Source organism: Halorussus salinus, from assembly GCF_004765815.2.
Taxonomy (GTDB): domain Archaea; phylum Halobacteriota; class Halobacteria; order Halobacteriales; family Haladaptataceae; genus Halorussus; species Halorussus salinus.
This window is the reverse complement of sequence record NZ_ML974129.1, coordinates 177,173-193,877: the sequence shown is the minus strand read 5'-3', so window position 1 is coordinate 193,877 and position 16,705 is coordinate 177,173. Positions and strand designations below refer to the sequence as shown.

The following is a 16,705-nucleotide window of genomic DNA, read 5'->3' as shown; positions in this document are numbered from 1 at the left end:
CGGTCCCCGACCGGGCTGATAAACTCCGTGACTCGTGGGCCAACGGACTTTTTTTCGTGACGGCAGAAGCGACGGGTACCGAATGACGAAGCGTCGGCTAAATTCGACTCTCGGGGCGTTGGCACACCCCCGAAGACGCGCAGTGGTGAGTTGTCTGACCCGCGAGTACCTGCCGATACCGGTCCCCTCGTTCGCGACGTATCTGGCACTGTCGCTGTTTCCGGACGCGGAGACCGACGACTTCGAGGAGTTCCGGACCGAACTCGAGCACAGTCTCCGCCACGTTCACCTGCCGAAACTGGCCGAGGCCGGTATCGTGACCTACGACCCGGACCTCGGCGACGGCGTCGTAGACGAAGGACCCGAGTTCGAGACCGCAGTGGACTTTCTGGACTGCTGACCGCGGGCGCGGGCAAGTGGCTTTTTGAGGGCCGGACGCTTAGTCGCCTCCGATGAGTATCCGGCGGCTGGTGCGTGGCACCATCGAGTGGGAGCGACTCGAAGCGGTCTTCGTGGAGATGGCGCGGCGCTACGACCGGCCGGAGTTACGGGTCGAGTTTCTGGACGCCGACAACTGGCTCTCGACGCCCTGCGTCGTGGACGAACGCTGGTTCGTCAAGATAATCACGCGCCAGAACTCGATAGTCCACGCACTGTTCACCGGCGCGCGCAACCTCGGGGCCTTCTCGTCGGGCACCGAGGGCTTTTTCGAACACTCGGCCGGACCGGTCGAGATGGCCGAACAGGAACTCGAAGCGACCGAGCGCATGGCCGACATCGGACTGAACGCGCCCGCTCCGCTGGAGGTGTTCGAGGTCGAGGACATGGCGGTCCTCGTGATGGAGTACCTACCCGATTTCCGAACGTTCGACGAGGTGGCGACCGACGAGGTGGAACTCCTCGCGCCCGACGTGTTCGAGTCGCTGGCCGCGATGCACGACAACCGCCTCGCTCACGGCGACCTGCGAGGAGAGAACGTCCTCGTCCAGCACGGCGAGGTGTACTTCATCGACGCGACGACGGTCAGGGAAGACGCCATCGACGAGGCCCGGTCGTACGACCTCGCGTGCGCGCTCGCGGCGCTCGAACCCCGAATCGGCGCGCGGGCGTCGGTCGCGGCCGCCGCGGACCACTACTCGGCCGACGAACTACTGGCGGCCCGCGACTTTCTGGACTTCGTGAACATCCGCCCCGACCACGACTTCGACGCCGTGAGCGTCAAGGGCGAAATCGAGAAGTTGGCAGATTCGAACGAGCGATAAGTCCGGGCGAGAAGTAGTTTCGTTCCGACAGGTCGGAACGCGTCCGATTCTCGCCGTCTTCGGGCGTGACGTAGCGTCTGACTTTCCGGCGACCGACCGGAATTGGGAGACTTTTTATCCGTGCCCGTTCCAATTTTTGCCAGAGCATGAGTCAACAGGCCAGCGAGGAGACATACCAGCACTACATCGGCGGCGAGTGGACCGAGGGACACGGCGACGAGACCTTCGAGAGCGTCGATCCGTCCAATCAGGAAGTACTCGGCGAGTTCCACCGCGGGACCGAGGAGGACGTAGACGCCGCGCTCGCGGCCGCCAAGGAGGCCGAAGACGAGTGGGCCAGTCTCTCGTACATCGACCGTGCGGAGTACATGTGGGACGTGTACCACGAACTCAAGGACCGCACCGACGAACTCGGCGAGGTCGTCACCAAAGAGTGCGGCAAGGAGATTTCGGAAGGCAAGGCCGACGTGGTCGAGGCCGCGCACATGGTCGAGTGGGCCGCGGGCAACGCCCGCCACCCCCACGGCGACGTGGTTCCCTCCGAAATCGGGAGCAAGGACGCCTACATGCGCCGCAAGCCCCGCGGCGTCATCGGTTGTATCACGCCGTGGAACTTCCCGGTCGCCATCCCGTTCTGGCACATGGCCTTGGCGCTGGTCGAGGGCAACACCGTCGTCTGGAAGCCCGCCGAGCAGACGCCATGGTGCGGACAGATCATCGCCGAGATGCTCGAAGACGCTGGCGTCCCCGAGGGCGTCTTCAACATGGTGCAGGGCTTCGGCGACGCTGGCAACGCCATCGTGGAGGACGACCGCGTGGACACCGTGCTGTTCACCGGCAGTAGCGAGGTCGGCCACAAAATCGCGGGCAAGGTCGGCGGCGAACCCGGCAAACTCGCGGCCTGCGAGATGGGCGGCAAGAACGGCATCGTCGTCACCGAGAACGCGGACCTCGACATCGCGGTCCACTCCGCGGTGATGTCCTCGTTCAAGACGACCGGCCAGCGGTGTGTCTCCAGCGAGCGCCTCATCGTCCACGAGGACGTGTACGACGAGTTCAAGGAGCGGTACGTCGAACTCGCCCAGAACGTCTCGGTCGGCGACCCGCTCGAAGAAGACACCTTCATGGGTCCGATGGTCAACGAGGAGCAGGTCGAGAAGTTCGGCAAGTACAACGACCTCGCCCGCGAGGAGGGCGCGAACGTCCTCGTGGACCGCGAACAACTGGACGACGACGAGATTCCCGAGGGCCACGACGAGGGCTACTGGGTCGGTCCGTTCGTCTACGAAATCGACTACGACGAGGACCTGCGCTGTATCCAAGAGGAGGTCTTCGGTCCGCACGTCGCGCTCATCGAGTATTCGGGCGACATGGACCGTGCGATGGAGATTCACAACAACACGCCCTACGGACTCGCTGGCGCGGTCATCTCCGAGGACTACCGCCAAGTCAACCAGTTCCGCGACGAGGCGGAACTCGGACTGGCCTACGGTAATCTCCCGTGCATCGGCGCGGAGGTCCAACTGCCGTTCGGCGGCGTCAAGAAGTCCGGCAACGGCTACCCGAGCGCCCGCGAGGCAATCGAGGCCGTCACCGAGCGCACGGCGTGGACGCTGAACAACAGCAAGGACATCGAGATGGCCCAAGGCCTGAGTGCGGACATCAAGACCGAAGGCGACGATTAAACTGCGAGACTCGCTTTGCGTGGTCGAGCAAATCTAATCGGCGTCTGCGTAGAGAGCGACGACTGAAGTGAAGAAATCGCCGTAGGCGATTTCGGAGGTTCGGTCTCGCTCTCGCAGAATCCGACGACTGAGGAGACCACTGAGGAGCTGACTTTATTTTGCCGACGGCGCGGTCGCGGTGCGGTTACGGCGCAGTCGCGGTAGACCCCCGCGTTCGAGCTTCAAGCTAGCTTCCTGCGGTTCCGGTAGCTCGTTCTGCGATTCGAATCCGAGGAGTAGCCTCCTCGACTCGGACCACCGAAAGACGACCGAAACGACCGACGGCGAAGCCGCGAGAGAACGAACCGCCGAAACTCAGTTCCCGAGCCGAAGCAACTTCTGTCCCTCGACGGCCATCACGAACGAGACGCTGAGCATCATGAACGCGACGGTCAACAGTCCGTAGAGATTTTCCGTCGTGACGTGGGTCGCCGGAGCCGTGCCGAGCCAGTTGCCCGCGATGACCGCACTGCCGACGACCGCAGTGAAGAAGAAGTAGCGACTCCACTTGTGGGAGAACCGCCCGCGCTCGGGAGCCTCGACTTCGAGGAACCGTCGGATGCGCTCGGGGTCGCCGGTCAGGGTGACGAGTCGGTCCTCCGCGTCGTACTCGACCAGTCCGTGTTCGCTCAGTCGCGGAATGTGGGTCTGGTAGAGCGACGAGTACACTTGCTTTCGCTGTCTAGAAGTCAAGTCCGAGAGAGGAGTGTCGTTCTCCCACGCCGCGATGCGTGCGCTCAAGTCGGTCAACGTGATCTGGCGGTCGTCCAACAGGTGCCGGAGAACGCGCCGCCGTCGGGAGTTACCGAGCAGGTCGAACATCGCCTCTCTGGAAGGCTCCTGCGTCGCCGTCCCACCCCTGTTCGAAGTACTCAACGTCGTTGTCGCTTCGGCCATCTGTCTATTATCGTATATTGTTATCCCCTTCGTAATTAACATTGGGGTTTTTAGACTTGTGGCCGTCTGACGGCTGGCTGACCCTCGTCGGCGTCACCGGTCTCGTCGGCGTCATCGGTCCAGTCAGCGTCGCCGGTCGCGCCACGCGGGGAACTCGTCGCGGACCGACGCGACGCGGGTCGGGTCCACGTCGGTCACGACGAGGTCCGGGTCGTCGCCCGTGCTGGCCAGCGTCGTTCCCCACGGGTCGTACACCGTCGAGCGACCGAGCAGGGAGGCGTCCTCGAAGTCGCCCGACCCGTTGACCGTCGCCACGAAGAACTGGTTCTCGACGGCGCGGGCGCGCGGCAGGAGCTTCCAGTGTTCGACGCGGGGGTAGGGCCACGCGCTCGGGACGAGGACGAGGTCCGCGCCCTCCTCGGCGATGTCCCGATAGAGTTCCGGAAACCGGAGGTCGTAGCAGGTCGTCATCCCGACGGTGGTCTCCTCGAACTCGGCGACGCCCAACTGGTCGCCCGGCACGAGGAGTTCGGCCTCCGCGGACTCGTAGCCGAAGAGGTGGTGCTTGCGGTAGACCGCGAGCCGCGACCCGTCTCGGTCGAAGAGGACCGACGTGTTGGCAAGTCCCTCGTCGGCGGGCGTCTCGACGCTCTCGGTTTCGGCGAGGTCTTCGACGATACTCCCGGCGAGAACGCCGATGCCGTGGTCGCGGGCGGCGTCGGCGATGCGCGCGAGCGTTTCGCCCTCGACGGGTTCGGCGGCGCGCTGGTACGTGTCGAACGCGAAGTAGCCGACGTTGAAAATTTCGGGGAGCGCCACGAGGTCCGCGCCGCGGTCGGCGGCCGCCGCGACGGCCTCCTCGGCGCGCTCGCGGTTGGCCTCGACCGCGCCGCCCTCGATTTCGAGTTGGGCGAGCGCGACTCTCACGCCGCGGCCTCCTCGCGAAGCGCGGCTTCGAGGTTGTCGAGTTCGTCGTCCAGATTCTTCTTGAAGAAGCGCTCGACGCCGGGCACCTTCCCCTCGACCGTGAACCGGTTGACGAGGCGACTCCCGGTCTCGGTCTCCTGAATCTCGTGTTCGCCGGTCACCCGGAGCGCCGACGACCGGCCGACGAACTTCACGTAGCGGGGCGGGTCGCGCTCCACGTCCTCGGTCTTGACCGGTACGGTCGTGTCGAGAAACGGAATCGGGAGCTTGATGTGCCAGATAGAGGAGTACTCGCCGGTCTGTTCGTAGTCGGCGACGACGCTGATAGTACTCGCGCGCTTCTCCGGGTCCGCGATGAACTCCCACACGTTCTCCGGCGAAACTTCGAGTTCGAAGGTCCGCTCTACCCGGACAGTCATATCGGGACTTTGGGCCGCGGTGTCAAAAACCCGCCGGACCTCCCGCGGCTTCCGCTCGCGTCGCCGTCGCCGACCGCGTTTCCGACCGCCGTTCCGTCCACTTAGCCCAGCGTTACCTTCCACGTCGTGGACTTCGCCCGGCCCCACTTCTCGATGTCGACCTCCTCGCTCTTCTCGGCGAGTTCCGGCAGTCGCACCCCCACCTGCTTCGAGGAGAGACCGAGTTGCTCGGCGATGTTCTTCGAACGGAAGTAACGCTCGCCTTTCGAGACGCTCTCGCGCAGGTACGCGAGGATGCGCCGTTCCTCGTCGCTGTAGTCAGTCATCCTTACACGGTACTACGGCGTTCGGAACCTTAACCATTTCCCGCCGGTAATCGCTCAGTTCGGCGACCGGTCCCGAAGCGGACCGGTCGATTCGACCGAAATTCGGCGGGAAATCGTCGCTCGCCGTTGTTTAGGTAGAGATTACGTCGGGGGCAACGGGAGGGCTACCAGTAGAGGTGAACCGCGGCGACGGCGAGGACGCCAGCGGTGACGGCACCCGCGAAGCCCCATGCGGCGAGTTCGCCACCCGGTTCCACGAACATCGCCACCGTCGACCCGACCGCCAGCAGTGTAAACAGCGTGGCGAGTCCGATACCTTTGTCGCTCGCGACAGTCTCGTGTTCGGCCATGCCCGGCGTTTCCGGCGGACGGAACTTAGTTCATTCTACTCGTCGTCCGCCGGTAGGTTTTACGGGGTGGAGTGTGGGTCACGAGATATGCTCGGGACGGTCAAGTCGGCGTTACTCGGGAGTAAGGTTCGTGTACTGGGGACGCTACTGTTGGCGCTCGGGGTCGTCGTCGGTGGTGGTCTCTCGCTCGGACTCCTCGGTGCGCCGAGCGTGGGCGGCGTCCACAACAGTTTCGGCGACGTGACCGACGAGGAGACCGAGATTCGGACCGAACTCGTCGTCCGGAACCCCAATCCCATCGGTATCAACCTCGGCGGCGTGTCGGTGTCCTACGACGTGCGGATGAACGACGTGGCGATGGCCAACGGGAGCAAGGAGGGCGTCTCGGTCGGCACGGGCAACAGCACCGTCGCGTTCAGCACGCGGATGGACAACGACAAGATTCCGACGTGGTGGGTCAGTCACGTCCGAAACGACGAGGAGACCGACCTCCGGGTGGACGCCACGGTCCGCTCCGCGACGCTCGGGCGGAGCGTCGCGGCCCCGCCGGTCGAGCGCGAGATTTCGACCGATGTCGTCTCGCAGTTCAACACCACCGAGCCGCGACCCATCGACGGCGATCTCCCGCTGGTCTCGGACCCCGTGGGCTACGTCAACGAGACCAGCGCGCGGTGGGGCGAAGTGACGGCCGCCGAGACGCCAATCGACATGCGGTTCACGGTCTACAACGCCAAGTCGCTCCCGATGGCAGTCACCGAAATCGGATACACCATCACAATGAACAACGTCACGGTCGGTAACGGGTCGAGCGAGACCGGCCACGTCATCGAGGGTCACAGCACGGAAACTATCGAGACCCAAACCGCCATCAGGAACGGGAAACTCGACCAGTGGTGGGTCTCGCACCTCGAAAACGACCAAGTGACCCAACTCCGCATCGACTTCTACGCCGAGTTGGAACTCGGCGGCGAGACGTTCCGTGTGCCCTTGGACGAGTTGACCTACCGCAAAACCATCGAGACGGACCTCTTCGGTAGCAAGACCGAGGAGGCCGGGTCGAAAGCCACGGACGAGTCTGCCGCCGAAGACGGGTCCGAGTCCGGCGACGCGACGACGACCGGCGACGACTCGGTGACCGACGCGACGACCGCGGCGGACGAGACGACCGCCGCGGGGGACACTCCCACCGCGGAAGACGAAACGACGACCGACGAAACGACCACGGACGCGTCCGACGGCGAGACGACGACCACCGACGACGGACTTCTCGCGGTCTCCTCGGTCGTCTGAGCGACCGAAGCCGCTTCGTCCGAGGAGGCCTCGCGCATATTTGCGCTCGCCGGTAGAGTTATACCCGAGGGCGAGAGACGTACCAACGCATGACACGGAGTGTAGACGCTCCTGATCGAGTTCTTCTCGTGTGACGAGAGTGACGTTTCGATACGGAGCGACGGCGAGTCGATAGTACTGGCGGTCGATGGCGACGCCTACGAACTGTCCAGAGACGAGGCCGCGGACCTGCAGGACGCGGTTGGGGACGCCCTGACCCAGCGCCGGGAGTTCTTCCGGACCGCGGGCGTCCACCGCGAGGACGGCACCTACGAGGTCGTCCGGCGCGGGGCCGACTCGGCGGGCAACTCGAAGGTGTTCGAGGAGTTCGGCCAACTGCGCCGGATGTTCGACCGACTGCCCGCCGAGTTCTCGGCCGACGACGTGGGCCGGACCGGCATCACGGGGTCGCGTCGCCACATGCTGGTGCGCCACTTCGCGGAGCATCCCAACTTCGACTGTACGATAACGCGGCGCAACCCGCTGACCGCCGAAAAGACCGTTGAATCGCCTCCCGAGCAACCCGGCGGAAGCGCCGAGAGCGAGGTGGTCAACGCGGACTGACCGCCACCTCGCAGGCCGAGCCAGCGGTCCGGAAGCGACCGACCCGGAGACGAGCCGAGACGGAACGACCGATGCCATCTTTTGACGATACGAGCGACGCTTCGAGAACGGTAGACAGTCGAATCGAGAGCGACGAGGAGTGACGGCGAGAATCGACCGGCTACCCGTCGAGGGTCACCACGTCGTCCACGAGCGTCTTCAGTTTGTGGACGGTCTGTTCGTCGCAGGCGTTCGGGTCGAGGAGGAAGTGAGTAGACGCGCTCACCTCGGCGAGTCGGCCCGAGAACATGTGGAGGAACTTGTACGTCGATTGGACGCTGTTGTACTCAAGCAGGGGCGTCAGCGCGTCCACGCCGACCGTGAGCGGGCCGTCGTGAGCCATCCCCTGCTCGACGGAGTCGCGCATCCGCATGGCGAGACCGGTCAGGTCGCTCGGGTGAGCCGAGACGACCGAGACGCCCTCGGGGCCACTCGGCGTCTCGTCGCCGAGCGACGGCCCGCCGAGCGCCGACACGACGTGGAAACTCCCCGGAGGAGTCCCGACGTGGTCGTTCCACTCGCTCACGAGTTGGTCGGGCGACCGGGTACACGACACCTGCACGACGTTGAGGGTCGCGGGGTCGGCGTCGGGCGCGGTCAGGAGTCGATAGCACGTCGCGGTCGCCTCCGGGTCCGACCGGTCGGCCAGCACGAGGACGTTGCTCCCCGGCGCGAGTCGGGACTCGACTGCTCCGCTCACGACTCGTCGCCTCCTCGGGGCGGCCGCGGCGGGCGCTGGACGTTCATGTACGGTTCGTCGTCGCTGTACTCCACGAGTCGGGTCGAACCCATGTAGCCGCTCGGGGACTTCTCCAGTTTGACGTACTGGAGACCGTTGGCGTCTATCCACGTCCGGAGGACCTGCCACGCCCCGTTCTTGTAGAACATCGACAGTTGCTCGCCGATGGTCTTGGGATTGAAGAAGTAGACCGAGGTGTCCTCGTGTCGGAAGAAGTTCTCCTCTTCCCAGAATCGGACCTGCCGGAGTTCGTCGGCGTCCAAGACCGGGACTTGGGCCTCGACGTTGACGAGACTCAGGAGCGACCGGTCGCCCCGTCGCTCGTCGATTGTCCGGAAGACGCTCTCGGTGGTCTCGTCCTCGTGGGCGACGGGCTTGAAGACGTTCCGGCGGGTGTTCTCCCAGATGTTGGTGAAATCCAGCAAAAAGAGTCGGTCGTCGTTCAGGAGTCCGTCCATGTCGCCCACCCGGTCGTCGATGATGCTCCGGAGGCGCTTGGGCGGCAACTCGACCGGCGGCACGAGGAGTACCGCCATGTCGTCTTCGATGGCTCGGACGAGGAGGTTCGTCAACACCGAGTGGGGACTGGCCTGCCCGTCGTGTTGGAGCAGGAGGTTCCCCCCGAGCGCGACCCCGCCGCCCATCAGCGCGTCGAGACCGTCGATGCCCGTCCCGAAGAACTCCTCGGGTCGGAACTCACCGGGGTGGGTCCGCATCCGGGGGTAAGTCCGGAGTCCGTCGTCGCCGAAGTCCAACTCGAAGACGCGGGTGTCGTGGTTCACGCCGCGCATCTTCATCACCTCCACGAACCGGTGGTAGTCGCCCTCGACGTTCTCGCGCCAGAGCCGAATCACGCCGTGGGTGTTGAACTGCACCGCGTCGGAGGCCGCGATGGACTGCTCGCCCTCGACGGAGCCGGTCGCCTCGCTCTGCTCGGCGGTCAGTATCGCGGTCGCGCCGAACTCGTCGTTGAACAGGCGCACGAGGTCGAAGACGGCGCGCCGGTAGGTGTCGTAATCCTCGCCCATCGCCGACAGGCCCGACACGCTGTCGAGGACCACGCGGTCCACGGGACCGTAGGAAGATAGCTCTTCCACGATGTACTGCGGTTCGAAGGGCGCGGCGTACTCGTCGTCCAGCGTCGGTCCGTCGTCGAACGTCTGCAGCGTCAGGACGGGTTCGTCGTCTTCGAGCGTCTTGCCCCGCCGGGCGTGGACCGAAGTTATCGTCAGCGCGTCGTGGTCCAAGTCGAACGAGAACGGTTCGAAGGAGGCGCGAATCTCGTCGCCGGTCTGCTCGGTGCTGACGAACAGACAGTTCTCGCCGTTTTCGAGGCCGGTCTGGAGGAACTGCATTCCGAGGGTGGACTTGCCGGTGCCCGGCCCGCCCGTGACTAGAATCGTCCGGTTTTCGGGGAGGCCACCGTCGAGTGCCCTATCGAGGACGGTACTGCCAGTCGAGTCAACCATTAGAACGTGGTTGGACTACGCGAACATAAAACCGAGGAACTCGACACGAGCTGCCGCGGCGTCCGCGAGACAACGCGAACGCACCGCGAAAGAGCGTCTGTGGCCGCGACGGGCGTCTCGAACTGTTGTCAGTTGATGGTCGTGTGTTCGCTCTCCTCGTTGAGCGCGAGGTTCGCCGCGATTTCGGCGTTCCGCATGGCGTACTGGGCGGTCTGCTGGAGGCTGACCAGCACCTCCCGGACCGCCAGCAGCGAGTCGTTGTCCATCTCGGGCAGGTCCGACAGAATCTCGCTCTCACGGTCGCCGATCTCGTGGAACAGCGCGCGGACTTCCAGCGTCTTGTCGTAGTCGCGCTCGACCGCGGCCTGCACTGCCTTCGCGGTAATCTCGTCCACTTGGTCGGTGAACTCCCGGATGCGGCGCATCGTCTGGCCGTCCACGTCCAAGGTGTGGCCCTCTGCTTCGAGGGTGATTTCGGCGATGTCCTCGGCGTTGTCCGCGATGAGTTCGAGGTTCTTGGCGATGGAGCGGTAGCCGATGAGCGGGAACCCGGAGTCCAAATCGACCGCGCGGGCCAGCGTCGGGTTCTGGTAGGCCGTGAAGATGAGCCTGAGCAGGAGGACGAAAATCTTGTTCGCCTGTCGCTCGCGGTTGAGCGCGCGCTGTGCGAGGTCCGGGTTGCCGTGGGCCAGCGCCTTGACCGCCTCGCCGCGCATGGTCGAACCGGTGTTCTCCAGTCGCTCCAAGAGGTTGTCGAGGCTGAAGTCCTCGGGGTCCACCGAACACCGGATGGCGATGCTGTCGGGGGTCTCCTCGACCACGCCGAGTCCCATCAGTTGGGTCTCGGCCTTGTAGACGGCGTTGATGTGTGCGCTGTCGAGGGTCTCCTCGCTCTCGACGTGGATGACCCGACGACCGAGGACGTACTGTGCGACGATGGCGCGCTCGACCGCGTCGGCGTCCAGATTCTCGGCGTGGATGACCGCCTCGGACTCCTCGGTGTGGGCCGACTCCGGCAGGACCGTCAGCGTCCCCTTCCCGCCCATCCGCAACGACACTTCGTCGCCCTTCTCGACGTTGTTCTCCTTGGCCCACTCGGCTGGTAGCGTCATCGCCAGCGTCGAGGGACCCAATCGCTGTACCTTACGAGTTTCCATGTACGTGTGGTTACGGCACCCGACGACCTTAAGCTTCACTAGGGGACAATTATTGTGCCTTAAATGGCCTTCATCACGTCTCGAAATTCGTCAGACGACCTTCATCATCCGGCGCTCGAACCGGCCGACGCGGACCTTCCGCCACCCCCGCAGGTCGTCGTCCACCTCGTCGTCGCCGGTATCGACCCGGAGGACGCCCACCCCGTCTAGCTTGTCCTTCGAGGCGACGACTTCCACCTCCGAGCGGCGAATAACCGCGGGCGAAATCTGGTCGTTGCCCCGACCGAAGACGAACCCCTGCCCGCCGATGGGCGAGACCACGACGACGTTCCGGTCGCCCAGCAGTTCCAGAATCTCGTCGGCGTTCGCGTCCGCGGCCAGCACCTCGCCATCGTGCCACACGTCCACGCCCAGCGGAGACCCCTCGAAGCCCAACGCCTCCTTGACCGCGCCCACGGTGCTTCCCGGCCCGAGGAGGTAGGTCGTCCCCGCGTCGCTCCGGGCGTCGGCCGCCACTCCGGCCGCGAGGCTCTCGACGGTGCCGCCCCCGACCTGCTTGCTCGACTGGAGGTCCTCGGCGACTGGCACCGCGGCGACGGCCTTCAACTCGGCGCGGACCTCGCCGTCGCGGTAGGCCTCCTCGTCGATGTCGTTGACCTCGCGGCGCTCGGTCCGGTCGAACTCCGCGGCGACCCGGCCCGCGGCCTCGGGCGTCACCGCGAAGACCGCCGAGTAGACCTTGACGCCCGCCGGGACGCCGAGAATCGGGATTTCGGCGTCCGCCTCGTCCAGCGTCTCGGCCACGTCCACCGCGGTTCCGTCGCCGCCGACGAACAGAATCAGGTCGGCCTCCTCGGCGACGAACCGCCGGACGGCCTCGCGGGTGTCGGCGGCAGCGGTCTCCTCGGCCGCCGGTCCGCCCACGACTCGCGGGTCGAACCCCGCCTCGCGGGCCTCGCGCTCGCCCATCTCGCCGCCGTAGGTCAGTATCTCGATGTCCGAATCGGCGACGCGAGTGCGCTCGCCGAGCGCGCGCAGCGCCGCGACCGCCCGGTCGGGTGCCCGCGGGGCCGCGCCGCGTTCGCGGGCCTCCGCTACCTTTCCGTCGGTGCCTTTCAGCCCTACTCGGCCGCCCATCCCCGCGATGGGGTTGACCACGACGCCGATGGTTCGCATGGCCGTGGCTACGCGCGTCGAGCGCAAAAGCGGTCCGATGCCGGACAGTCGGTCCGATTCCGGACCGTCGGTCGGACGCCCGAGCAGACGGCTCGGGGCGAAGCGTCGTCGCGAAAAACCGCACCGCGAAAGTAGACTGCCACCGGCGCAGTGCAGTGGTCAGACGAGTCTCGGCGTCGAGGTCCCGGCGTCGGGTCTCAGTACTGCTGGGACCCTTGGAACGACTGGCCCTGCGGTTGCTGGAACGACTGACCCTGTGGCTGCTGGCCCATCTGGCCGGACTGACCGGTTTGGCGGGACTGCTGTCCCATCTGTCCGGACTGCTGGCCCATCTGGCCGGACTGCTGTTGGACCTGCTCGCGGATGCCCGTCGTGGGACTCTGCTGGCCGCCGCTGATGGAGTCCAGCAGCTTGTTCGTCGCGTCCAGCGCCTGCTGGACCGCCTGATACGTCTCCTGCACGTGGGGCGACTGCTGGTGCTGCTGGAGAATCGGGAGTCCCTGCTGGGCGACTCGCAGGAACGCTTCGGCGACCTCCGGCCCGTTGATGGAGTCGCGCGCGATGAGCTTCTCATTCAGCGACGCGAGGTCCGAGAGGTCCTCGCAGAGCCGAGCGCACTCGGCCATCTGCGGGCCACTCTCGATGCACTTGTCGGCGCACCACTCGGCGATTTCGACCACGCGGTCGAAGGATTCGAGCGCCTGATTCAGCTCGTTGGTCATCTCCGACTCGAACTGGTGGCCGACGTTCTGGTGGGTCATCTGGTGGCTCTGGCCCGACTGTTGGGTCCCCATCTGGCCCATCTGTCCTGTCTGCTGGCCGATTCCTTGCGACTGTGTGGGCTGGCGTTGGCTCTGCTGGCCGACCGGCCCGCCGTACGTCTGTTGACTCGTGGTTCCCGTGGACTGTTGATACTGTTCTGACATGGTTTATCACTCCCCTGCGTAGGCGTCTCCTAACGCCGAGACGCCACGTCGCAGGCGACCGGGACTTCACCCGATTCGCAGATAAACCGACGCGACCGTTAGCGATTGTTCAACCGGACAACGGTGTATTTCCTGCCGTACCGGGTCGAAAAAACCGATTCTTCCGGGGAAAGAAAGGTCGGGTTACGCTCACCTTTCCGGACCGTTCGCCGATTCAACGCCGCGTTTCGACCGGAGAATCCGGTCCCGCCGTCGGGCTTGACAAGGATTAAGGGACCGCCCGCGGAACCGACTACTATGTTCGTACTCGCAGAATCGGCGTCGATTCCGGCCAACGCCGCAGGTATCGTGACGACGGTCGTCGGACTCGCCATCACCGCGGCATGGCTGGCGTACCTCTATCGCTGAACGCCCTCGACGCGTTCGCGGAGCCACGCCGCCGCGCGTTCGAGTTCCTCCTCGTCGGTACTCTGTAACTTGACCCGCACGTGGTCGCCGGGATAGCTCCCGACGGTCACGTCGAACTTCTCGCGGAGCGTCGCGAATCGCTCGACCAGCGCGCTCTCGGGTTCGTCGGCCTCCACGACGACGGCGTGGCGCGTCTCGCCAGCGAACTCGTCGGCCACCGACTCGAACATCGCCTTCATCTCGTCGGGGACGCCCGGCAGGACGTAGATGCTCTCGATTTCGCAACCGGGTGCGACGCCCTCCTCGTTGGGAAGCATCCGGGAGCCTTTCGGGAGGTGGGTCGTCCCCTCCACGAGGTCGCCGCGTTCGTAGTCGGTCCGGTCGGTAATCCACGCCACGGCGTCGGGATGCTCCTCGACGGGGACTCCGACCGCGGCCGCGACGCCCTCCATCGTCAGGTCGTCGTGGGTCGGACCGAGGCCGCCCGTGACGATTACGGCGTCGTAGTCGGCGCGCAACTCATTGACGACGCGCGCGATGTCGCGCTCCCGGTCGGGGACCACGACGACGCGCTCGACGCTCGCGCCGCGCTCGCCGAGTCGCTCGCCGAGCCACGCGGCGTTGGTGTTCACGGTGTCGCCCGCCAGCAGTTCGTCGCCGACGGTGACGAGGGCTACCTGCATGGAAACCGCTTGGCGTCCCGCGAGTAAAAAGCAGACGTTCTCTAGCCCATCCCCGGCGGCGGCCCTTGGTCGAACTCGTCGCCGTCGGTATCGACGTTCAGGCCCATCTCCTCGCGCTCGCGTTCGAGTTGCCGAATCTGGAGTCGGAAGTAGGCCAGCCCCAGCAGGGCGATGACGACTCCGGCGGCGATGATGCCGCCGAAGATGAGGAGGTCGCGCGCCAGATAGTACCGGACGGTGAGGTTGTTGGCTGTCACCTCGCCCCAGTGGAGGTGGACCCGACCGGCGATCTGGTCTTTGGTGTCCGCGTTGGGTCTGACCTGACTCAGAATCGGCGTGCCGACCCGCATCCCCGTCGGCAGGACGACCTCGTAGGAGCCTTCGACGTAGGTCGGCGTGCTAAAGGACTTCCCGCGGTGGGGCGCGGTGTAGGCGAGTTTGCCCTCGCGGGAGGGGAGCGCGAAGACGGTCCGGGAGTCGGTGCGCCGGACCTGCGACTGGTTCAGCGTGACGACCGTGCCGTTCGGGTACCGGAACCGCACGGTCTCGACCTGCACCGGGCCCTCCTCGCCCAGCGACTCGCGCTGGTATATTTTTAGTTGCGACCGGTTCGAGAAGTCGTAGATGGCCTGATACTGTCCGCTGGTGATGTTGAGCGTCACGTCCGCGGTGGTGTTCCACTCGTAGGTCGCGTTGGCGTCGCCTTCGAGGCGCTTCTCGCTGAACTGGTCGTTGCCGAAGACCCCGGCGCACCCGGCGGTCGCGGCGAGGAGCGCCAGCGTCCCGGCCGCGAGTAGCAGTCGCCGATTCATGCTGTCAGGGGATGACGCACCGAATCTCCGCGGGCAGATAGCTCCCGATGGCCGCCAGTAACCCCGGCGGGTCGGTCTCGTCCTTGCAGACGATGCTCTGTTCCAACAGGCCGAGGCGTTCGACGGTCACGATGTCGCGGGCGTGGCCCGCGCGGTTGACCGTCGCACGGACCTCCCCGCGGGTCGCGCTGTTGACGTTGACTCGCCCCGCGCCCCGCGTCCAGTCGTAGAGGCGGTCGCGCTCCTCGTCGGCGAGGCGGTGGGGTTTCGGTTCGGCGTCGGCATCGTCCCCGTCGCCGCTCGCTTCGGAGCCGTCACCGTCGGCGTTCGCTCCGGAGCCGTCCGCGTCGCCGCCGTAGACGAACTTCAGGGGCGTGTGCTGGACGAGACCGAACCGCTCGACGATTTGGACCGGCGTCCCCTGTCCGAGTCCGAGTTCGCTGGCGGGGATACGAATCTCCTCGCCAGCGTCGAGGAGCCAGCCTTCGTCGTCCCACCCTTCGAGCGTGCCGACGTAGGTCTCGCCCGGCTCGAAGTTCGGCGTGACCTCGCCGTAGGCCTCCCGGAGGAGGTTGCGCGCGACCACTTCGTCGTCGCCCTCGATGGTGACGACCGCGAAGTCGTCGTGGCGCACGCCCACGGTGTACTCCACGTCCAAGTCTTCGACTTCGTTGGCGACCAGCGACCGGAGCGCGTCGAGCGACCGCTCGCGGGCGTCGCCCTCGACGTACACCTTGGTGGCGAGTACGACCATCTATGCCTCGGCCTCTTCGAGTTTCTCGACGTTGAGTTCCTCGCGGAGGTCTTCGAGTCGCTGCTCCATCGAGTCGATGAGCCGGCTGTTCTCCATGGATTCGAGCGGCGAGCCGCACTCGGGACACTCGAAGCCGAAGTCCATCGCCTCGCCGAACTCGAAGCGAATCGAACAGACCTCACACAGGTAGAACTCGTGTTGGCGCTCGTAGTCCTCGCGCTGTTCGAGCGCGTCGAGCAGGCGGTGCATCTCCTCTTCGAGGTTGTCCGGGATGTTGTCGTACTGGAACGTCCAGAGGTAGGTGAGCCATCCCGAGTCCTCGTCACGCAGGCGGCGATAGGTGGCGAGGTCGTTCTCGTAGAGGATGAACAGCGCGCGCCGAACGTCGTTGAGTTCGAGGTCTAGCTCCTCGGCTAGCTCCTCGTCGGTGACCTCGCCGTCCGGCGGGGCCGCGGCGACGGGCATTCCCTTCGGACCGACCAACTCGTGAAGATATTTCTGAATTACTGGGTCCTCCAGTAAGTCCTCAAAAGCCATTATGGTGTACTGGGGCGTTGGAGCGTTTAAAACCATCGGAGCGACCGTTCGGCCCCGAACCGCGGTCCGGTGCCGTCTCGCAGTCTCGGGGCGTCCGGCGGTTGGCGAGCGTCGAGGCCGCTACGGCGCGAACGTTCCCACTGGCCATCATTTCGTCGTCCGGGCGGTCGATTCGGCAGTCAGGTCGGAGTCGCTTCTCGATACGCC

19 protein-coding genes are annotated in these 16,705 nt (G+C 65.5%); 5 read left to right on the top strand and 14 right to left on the bottom strand.

The genetic code is table 11. The annotated features are described in order from the left end of the window. Positions 1 to 82 precede the first annotated feature (82 nt). The 3 genes from EPL00_RS12855 (at position 83) to EPL00_RS12845 (ending at position 2,947) form a co-directional block, all read left to right on the top strand. Positions 83 to 400 (top strand): DUF7344 domain-containing protein, encoded by a 318-nt coding sequence (locus EPL00_RS12855; protein ID WP_449405129.1) that lies wholly within the window; start codon positions 83 to 85, stop codon positions 398 to 400. Between the two features lie 52 nt (positions 401 to 452). Next, positions 453 to 1,262 (top strand): RIO1 family regulatory kinase/ATPase domain-containing protein, encoded by an 810-nt coding sequence (locus EPL00_RS12850; RefSeq protein WP_135854560.1) that lies wholly within the window; start codon positions 453 to 455, stop codon positions 1,260 to 1,262. 146 nt (positions 1,263 to 1,408) lie between these two features. Beyond that, positions 1,409 to 2,947: an aldehyde dehydrogenase family protein gene (locus EPL00_RS12845; protein WP_135854559.1), complete on the top strand. Its 1,539-nt coding sequence runs from the start codon at positions 1,409 to 1,411 to the stop codon at positions 2,945 to 2,947. 354 nt (positions 2,948 to 3,301) lie between these two features. On the opposite strand, the gene EPL00_RS12840 is transcribed toward EPL00_RS12845, so the two are convergent. From EPL00_RS12840 to EPL00_RS12820, 5 genes are all read right to left on the bottom strand, one after another. Then, complete coding sequence (locus tag EPL00_RS12840) at positions 3,302 to 3,862, bottom strand: DUF7344 domain-containing protein (protein WP_162224213.1); 561 nt, start codon at positions 3,860 to 3,862, stop codon at positions 3,302 to 3,304. A 144-nt stretch (positions 3,863 to 4,006) separates the two neighbouring features. Further along, the gene (locus EPL00_RS12835; protein WP_135854557.1) at positions 4,007 to 4,810 is read right to left on the bottom strand and encodes a carbon-nitrogen family hydrolase; all 804 of its coding nucleotides are present in this window, start codon (positions 4,808 to 4,810) and stop codon (positions 4,007 to 4,009) included. Continuing rightward, complete coding sequence (locus tag EPL00_RS12830; RefSeq protein WP_135854556.1) at positions 4,807 to 5,229, bottom strand: CoxG family protein; 423 nt, start codon at positions 5,227 to 5,229, stop codon at positions 4,807 to 4,809. Before EPL00_RS12830 ends, EPL00_RS12835 begins: the two co-directional genes overlap by 4 nt. A 101-nt stretch (positions 5,230 to 5,330) precedes the next feature. Then, positions 5,331 to 5,555: a DUF7123 family protein gene (locus tag EPL00_RS12825; RefSeq protein WP_135854555.1), complete on the bottom strand. Its 225-nt coding sequence runs from the start codon at positions 5,553 to 5,555 to the stop codon at positions 5,331 to 5,333. Between the two features lie 164 nt (positions 5,556 to 5,719). Further along, entirely contained in the window at positions 5,720 to 5,905 is a 186-nt protein-coding gene (locus tag EPL00_RS12820) for a DUF7525 family protein (protein WP_135854554.1), read from the bottom strand. An 87-nt stretch (positions 5,906 to 5,992) separates the two neighbouring features. On the opposite strand from EPL00_RS12820, the gene EPL00_RS12815 reads away from it, so the two are divergent. Together EPL00_RS12815 and EPL00_RS24175 are read left to right on the top strand one after the other, a co-directional pair. Further along, positions 5,993 to 7,195 (top strand): LEA/WHy family protein, encoded by a 1,203-nt coding sequence (locus EPL00_RS12815; RefSeq protein WP_135854553.1) that lies wholly within the window; start codon positions 5,993 to 5,995, stop codon positions 7,193 to 7,195. Between the two features lie 204 nt (positions 7,196 to 7,399). Next, on the top strand, positions 7,400 to 7,798 hold the full coding sequence (locus EPL00_RS24175; protein ID WP_135854552.1) for a DUF7528 family protein: 399 nt from the start codon (positions 7,400 to 7,402) through the stop codon (positions 7,796 to 7,798). A gap of 160 nt (positions 7,799 to 7,958) precedes the next feature. Here EPL00_RS24175 and EPL00_RS12805 read toward each other — a convergent pair whose 3' ends face one another. The 9 genes from EPL00_RS12805 to EPL00_RS12765 form a co-directional block, all read right to left on the bottom strand. Next, positions 7,959 to 8,537 carry a DUF7504 family protein gene (locus EPL00_RS12805; RefSeq protein WP_135854551.1) on the bottom strand — a complete coding sequence of 193 codons (579 nt, stop codon included), beginning with the start codon at positions 8,535 to 8,537 and terminating at the stop codon, positions 7,959 to 7,961. Continuing rightward, positions 8,534 to 10,045, bottom strand: a complete 1,512-nt coding sequence (locus EPL00_RS12800; RefSeq protein WP_135854550.1) for an ATPase domain-containing protein — start codon at positions 10,043 to 10,045, stop codon at positions 8,534 to 8,536. The genes EPL00_RS12805 and EPL00_RS12800 overlap by 4 nt, the downstream gene beginning before the upstream one ends. Positions 10,046 to 10,173: 128 nt before the next feature. Beyond that, positions 10,174 to 11,202, bottom strand: a complete 1,029-nt coding sequence (locus tag EPL00_RS12795; RefSeq protein ID WP_135854549.1) for a phosphate uptake regulator PhoU — start codon at positions 11,200 to 11,202, stop codon at positions 10,174 to 10,176. 90 nt (positions 11,203 to 11,292) lie between these two features. Next, positions 11,293 to 12,378: an ATP-NAD kinase family protein gene (locus tag EPL00_RS12790; RefSeq protein ID WP_135854548.1), complete on the bottom strand. Its 1,086-nt coding sequence runs from the start codon at positions 12,376 to 12,378 to the stop codon at positions 11,293 to 11,295. Between the two features lie 197 nt (positions 12,379 to 12,575). Further along, positions 12,576 to 13,304 (bottom strand): hypothetical protein, encoded by a 729-nt coding sequence (locus EPL00_RS12785; RefSeq protein ID WP_202932634.1) that lies wholly within the window; start codon positions 13,302 to 13,304, stop codon positions 12,576 to 12,578. 398 nt (positions 13,305 to 13,702) lie between these two features. After that, complete coding sequence (locus EPL00_RS12780) at positions 13,703 to 14,395, bottom strand: competence/damage-inducible protein A (protein WP_135854547.1); 693 nt, start codon at positions 14,393 to 14,395, stop codon at positions 13,703 to 13,705. A gap of 41 nt (positions 14,396 to 14,436) precedes the next feature. Further along, a complete protein-coding gene (locus tag EPL00_RS12775) occupies positions 14,437 to 15,207 on the bottom strand; it encodes a DUF5803 family protein (RefSeq protein WP_135854546.1) in 771 nt (256 codons plus the stop codon). Positions 15,208 to 15,211: 4 nt separating this feature from the next. Further along, entirely contained in the window at positions 15,212 to 15,961 is a 750-nt protein-coding gene (locus EPL00_RS12770; RefSeq protein WP_135854545.1) for a DUF2110 family protein, read from the bottom strand. Next, a complete protein-coding gene (locus EPL00_RS12765; protein ID WP_135854544.1) occupies positions 15,962 to 16,498 on the bottom strand; it encodes a transcription factor in 537 nt (178 codons plus the stop codon). Between the last annotated feature and the right edge of the window lie 207 nt (positions 16,499 to 16,705).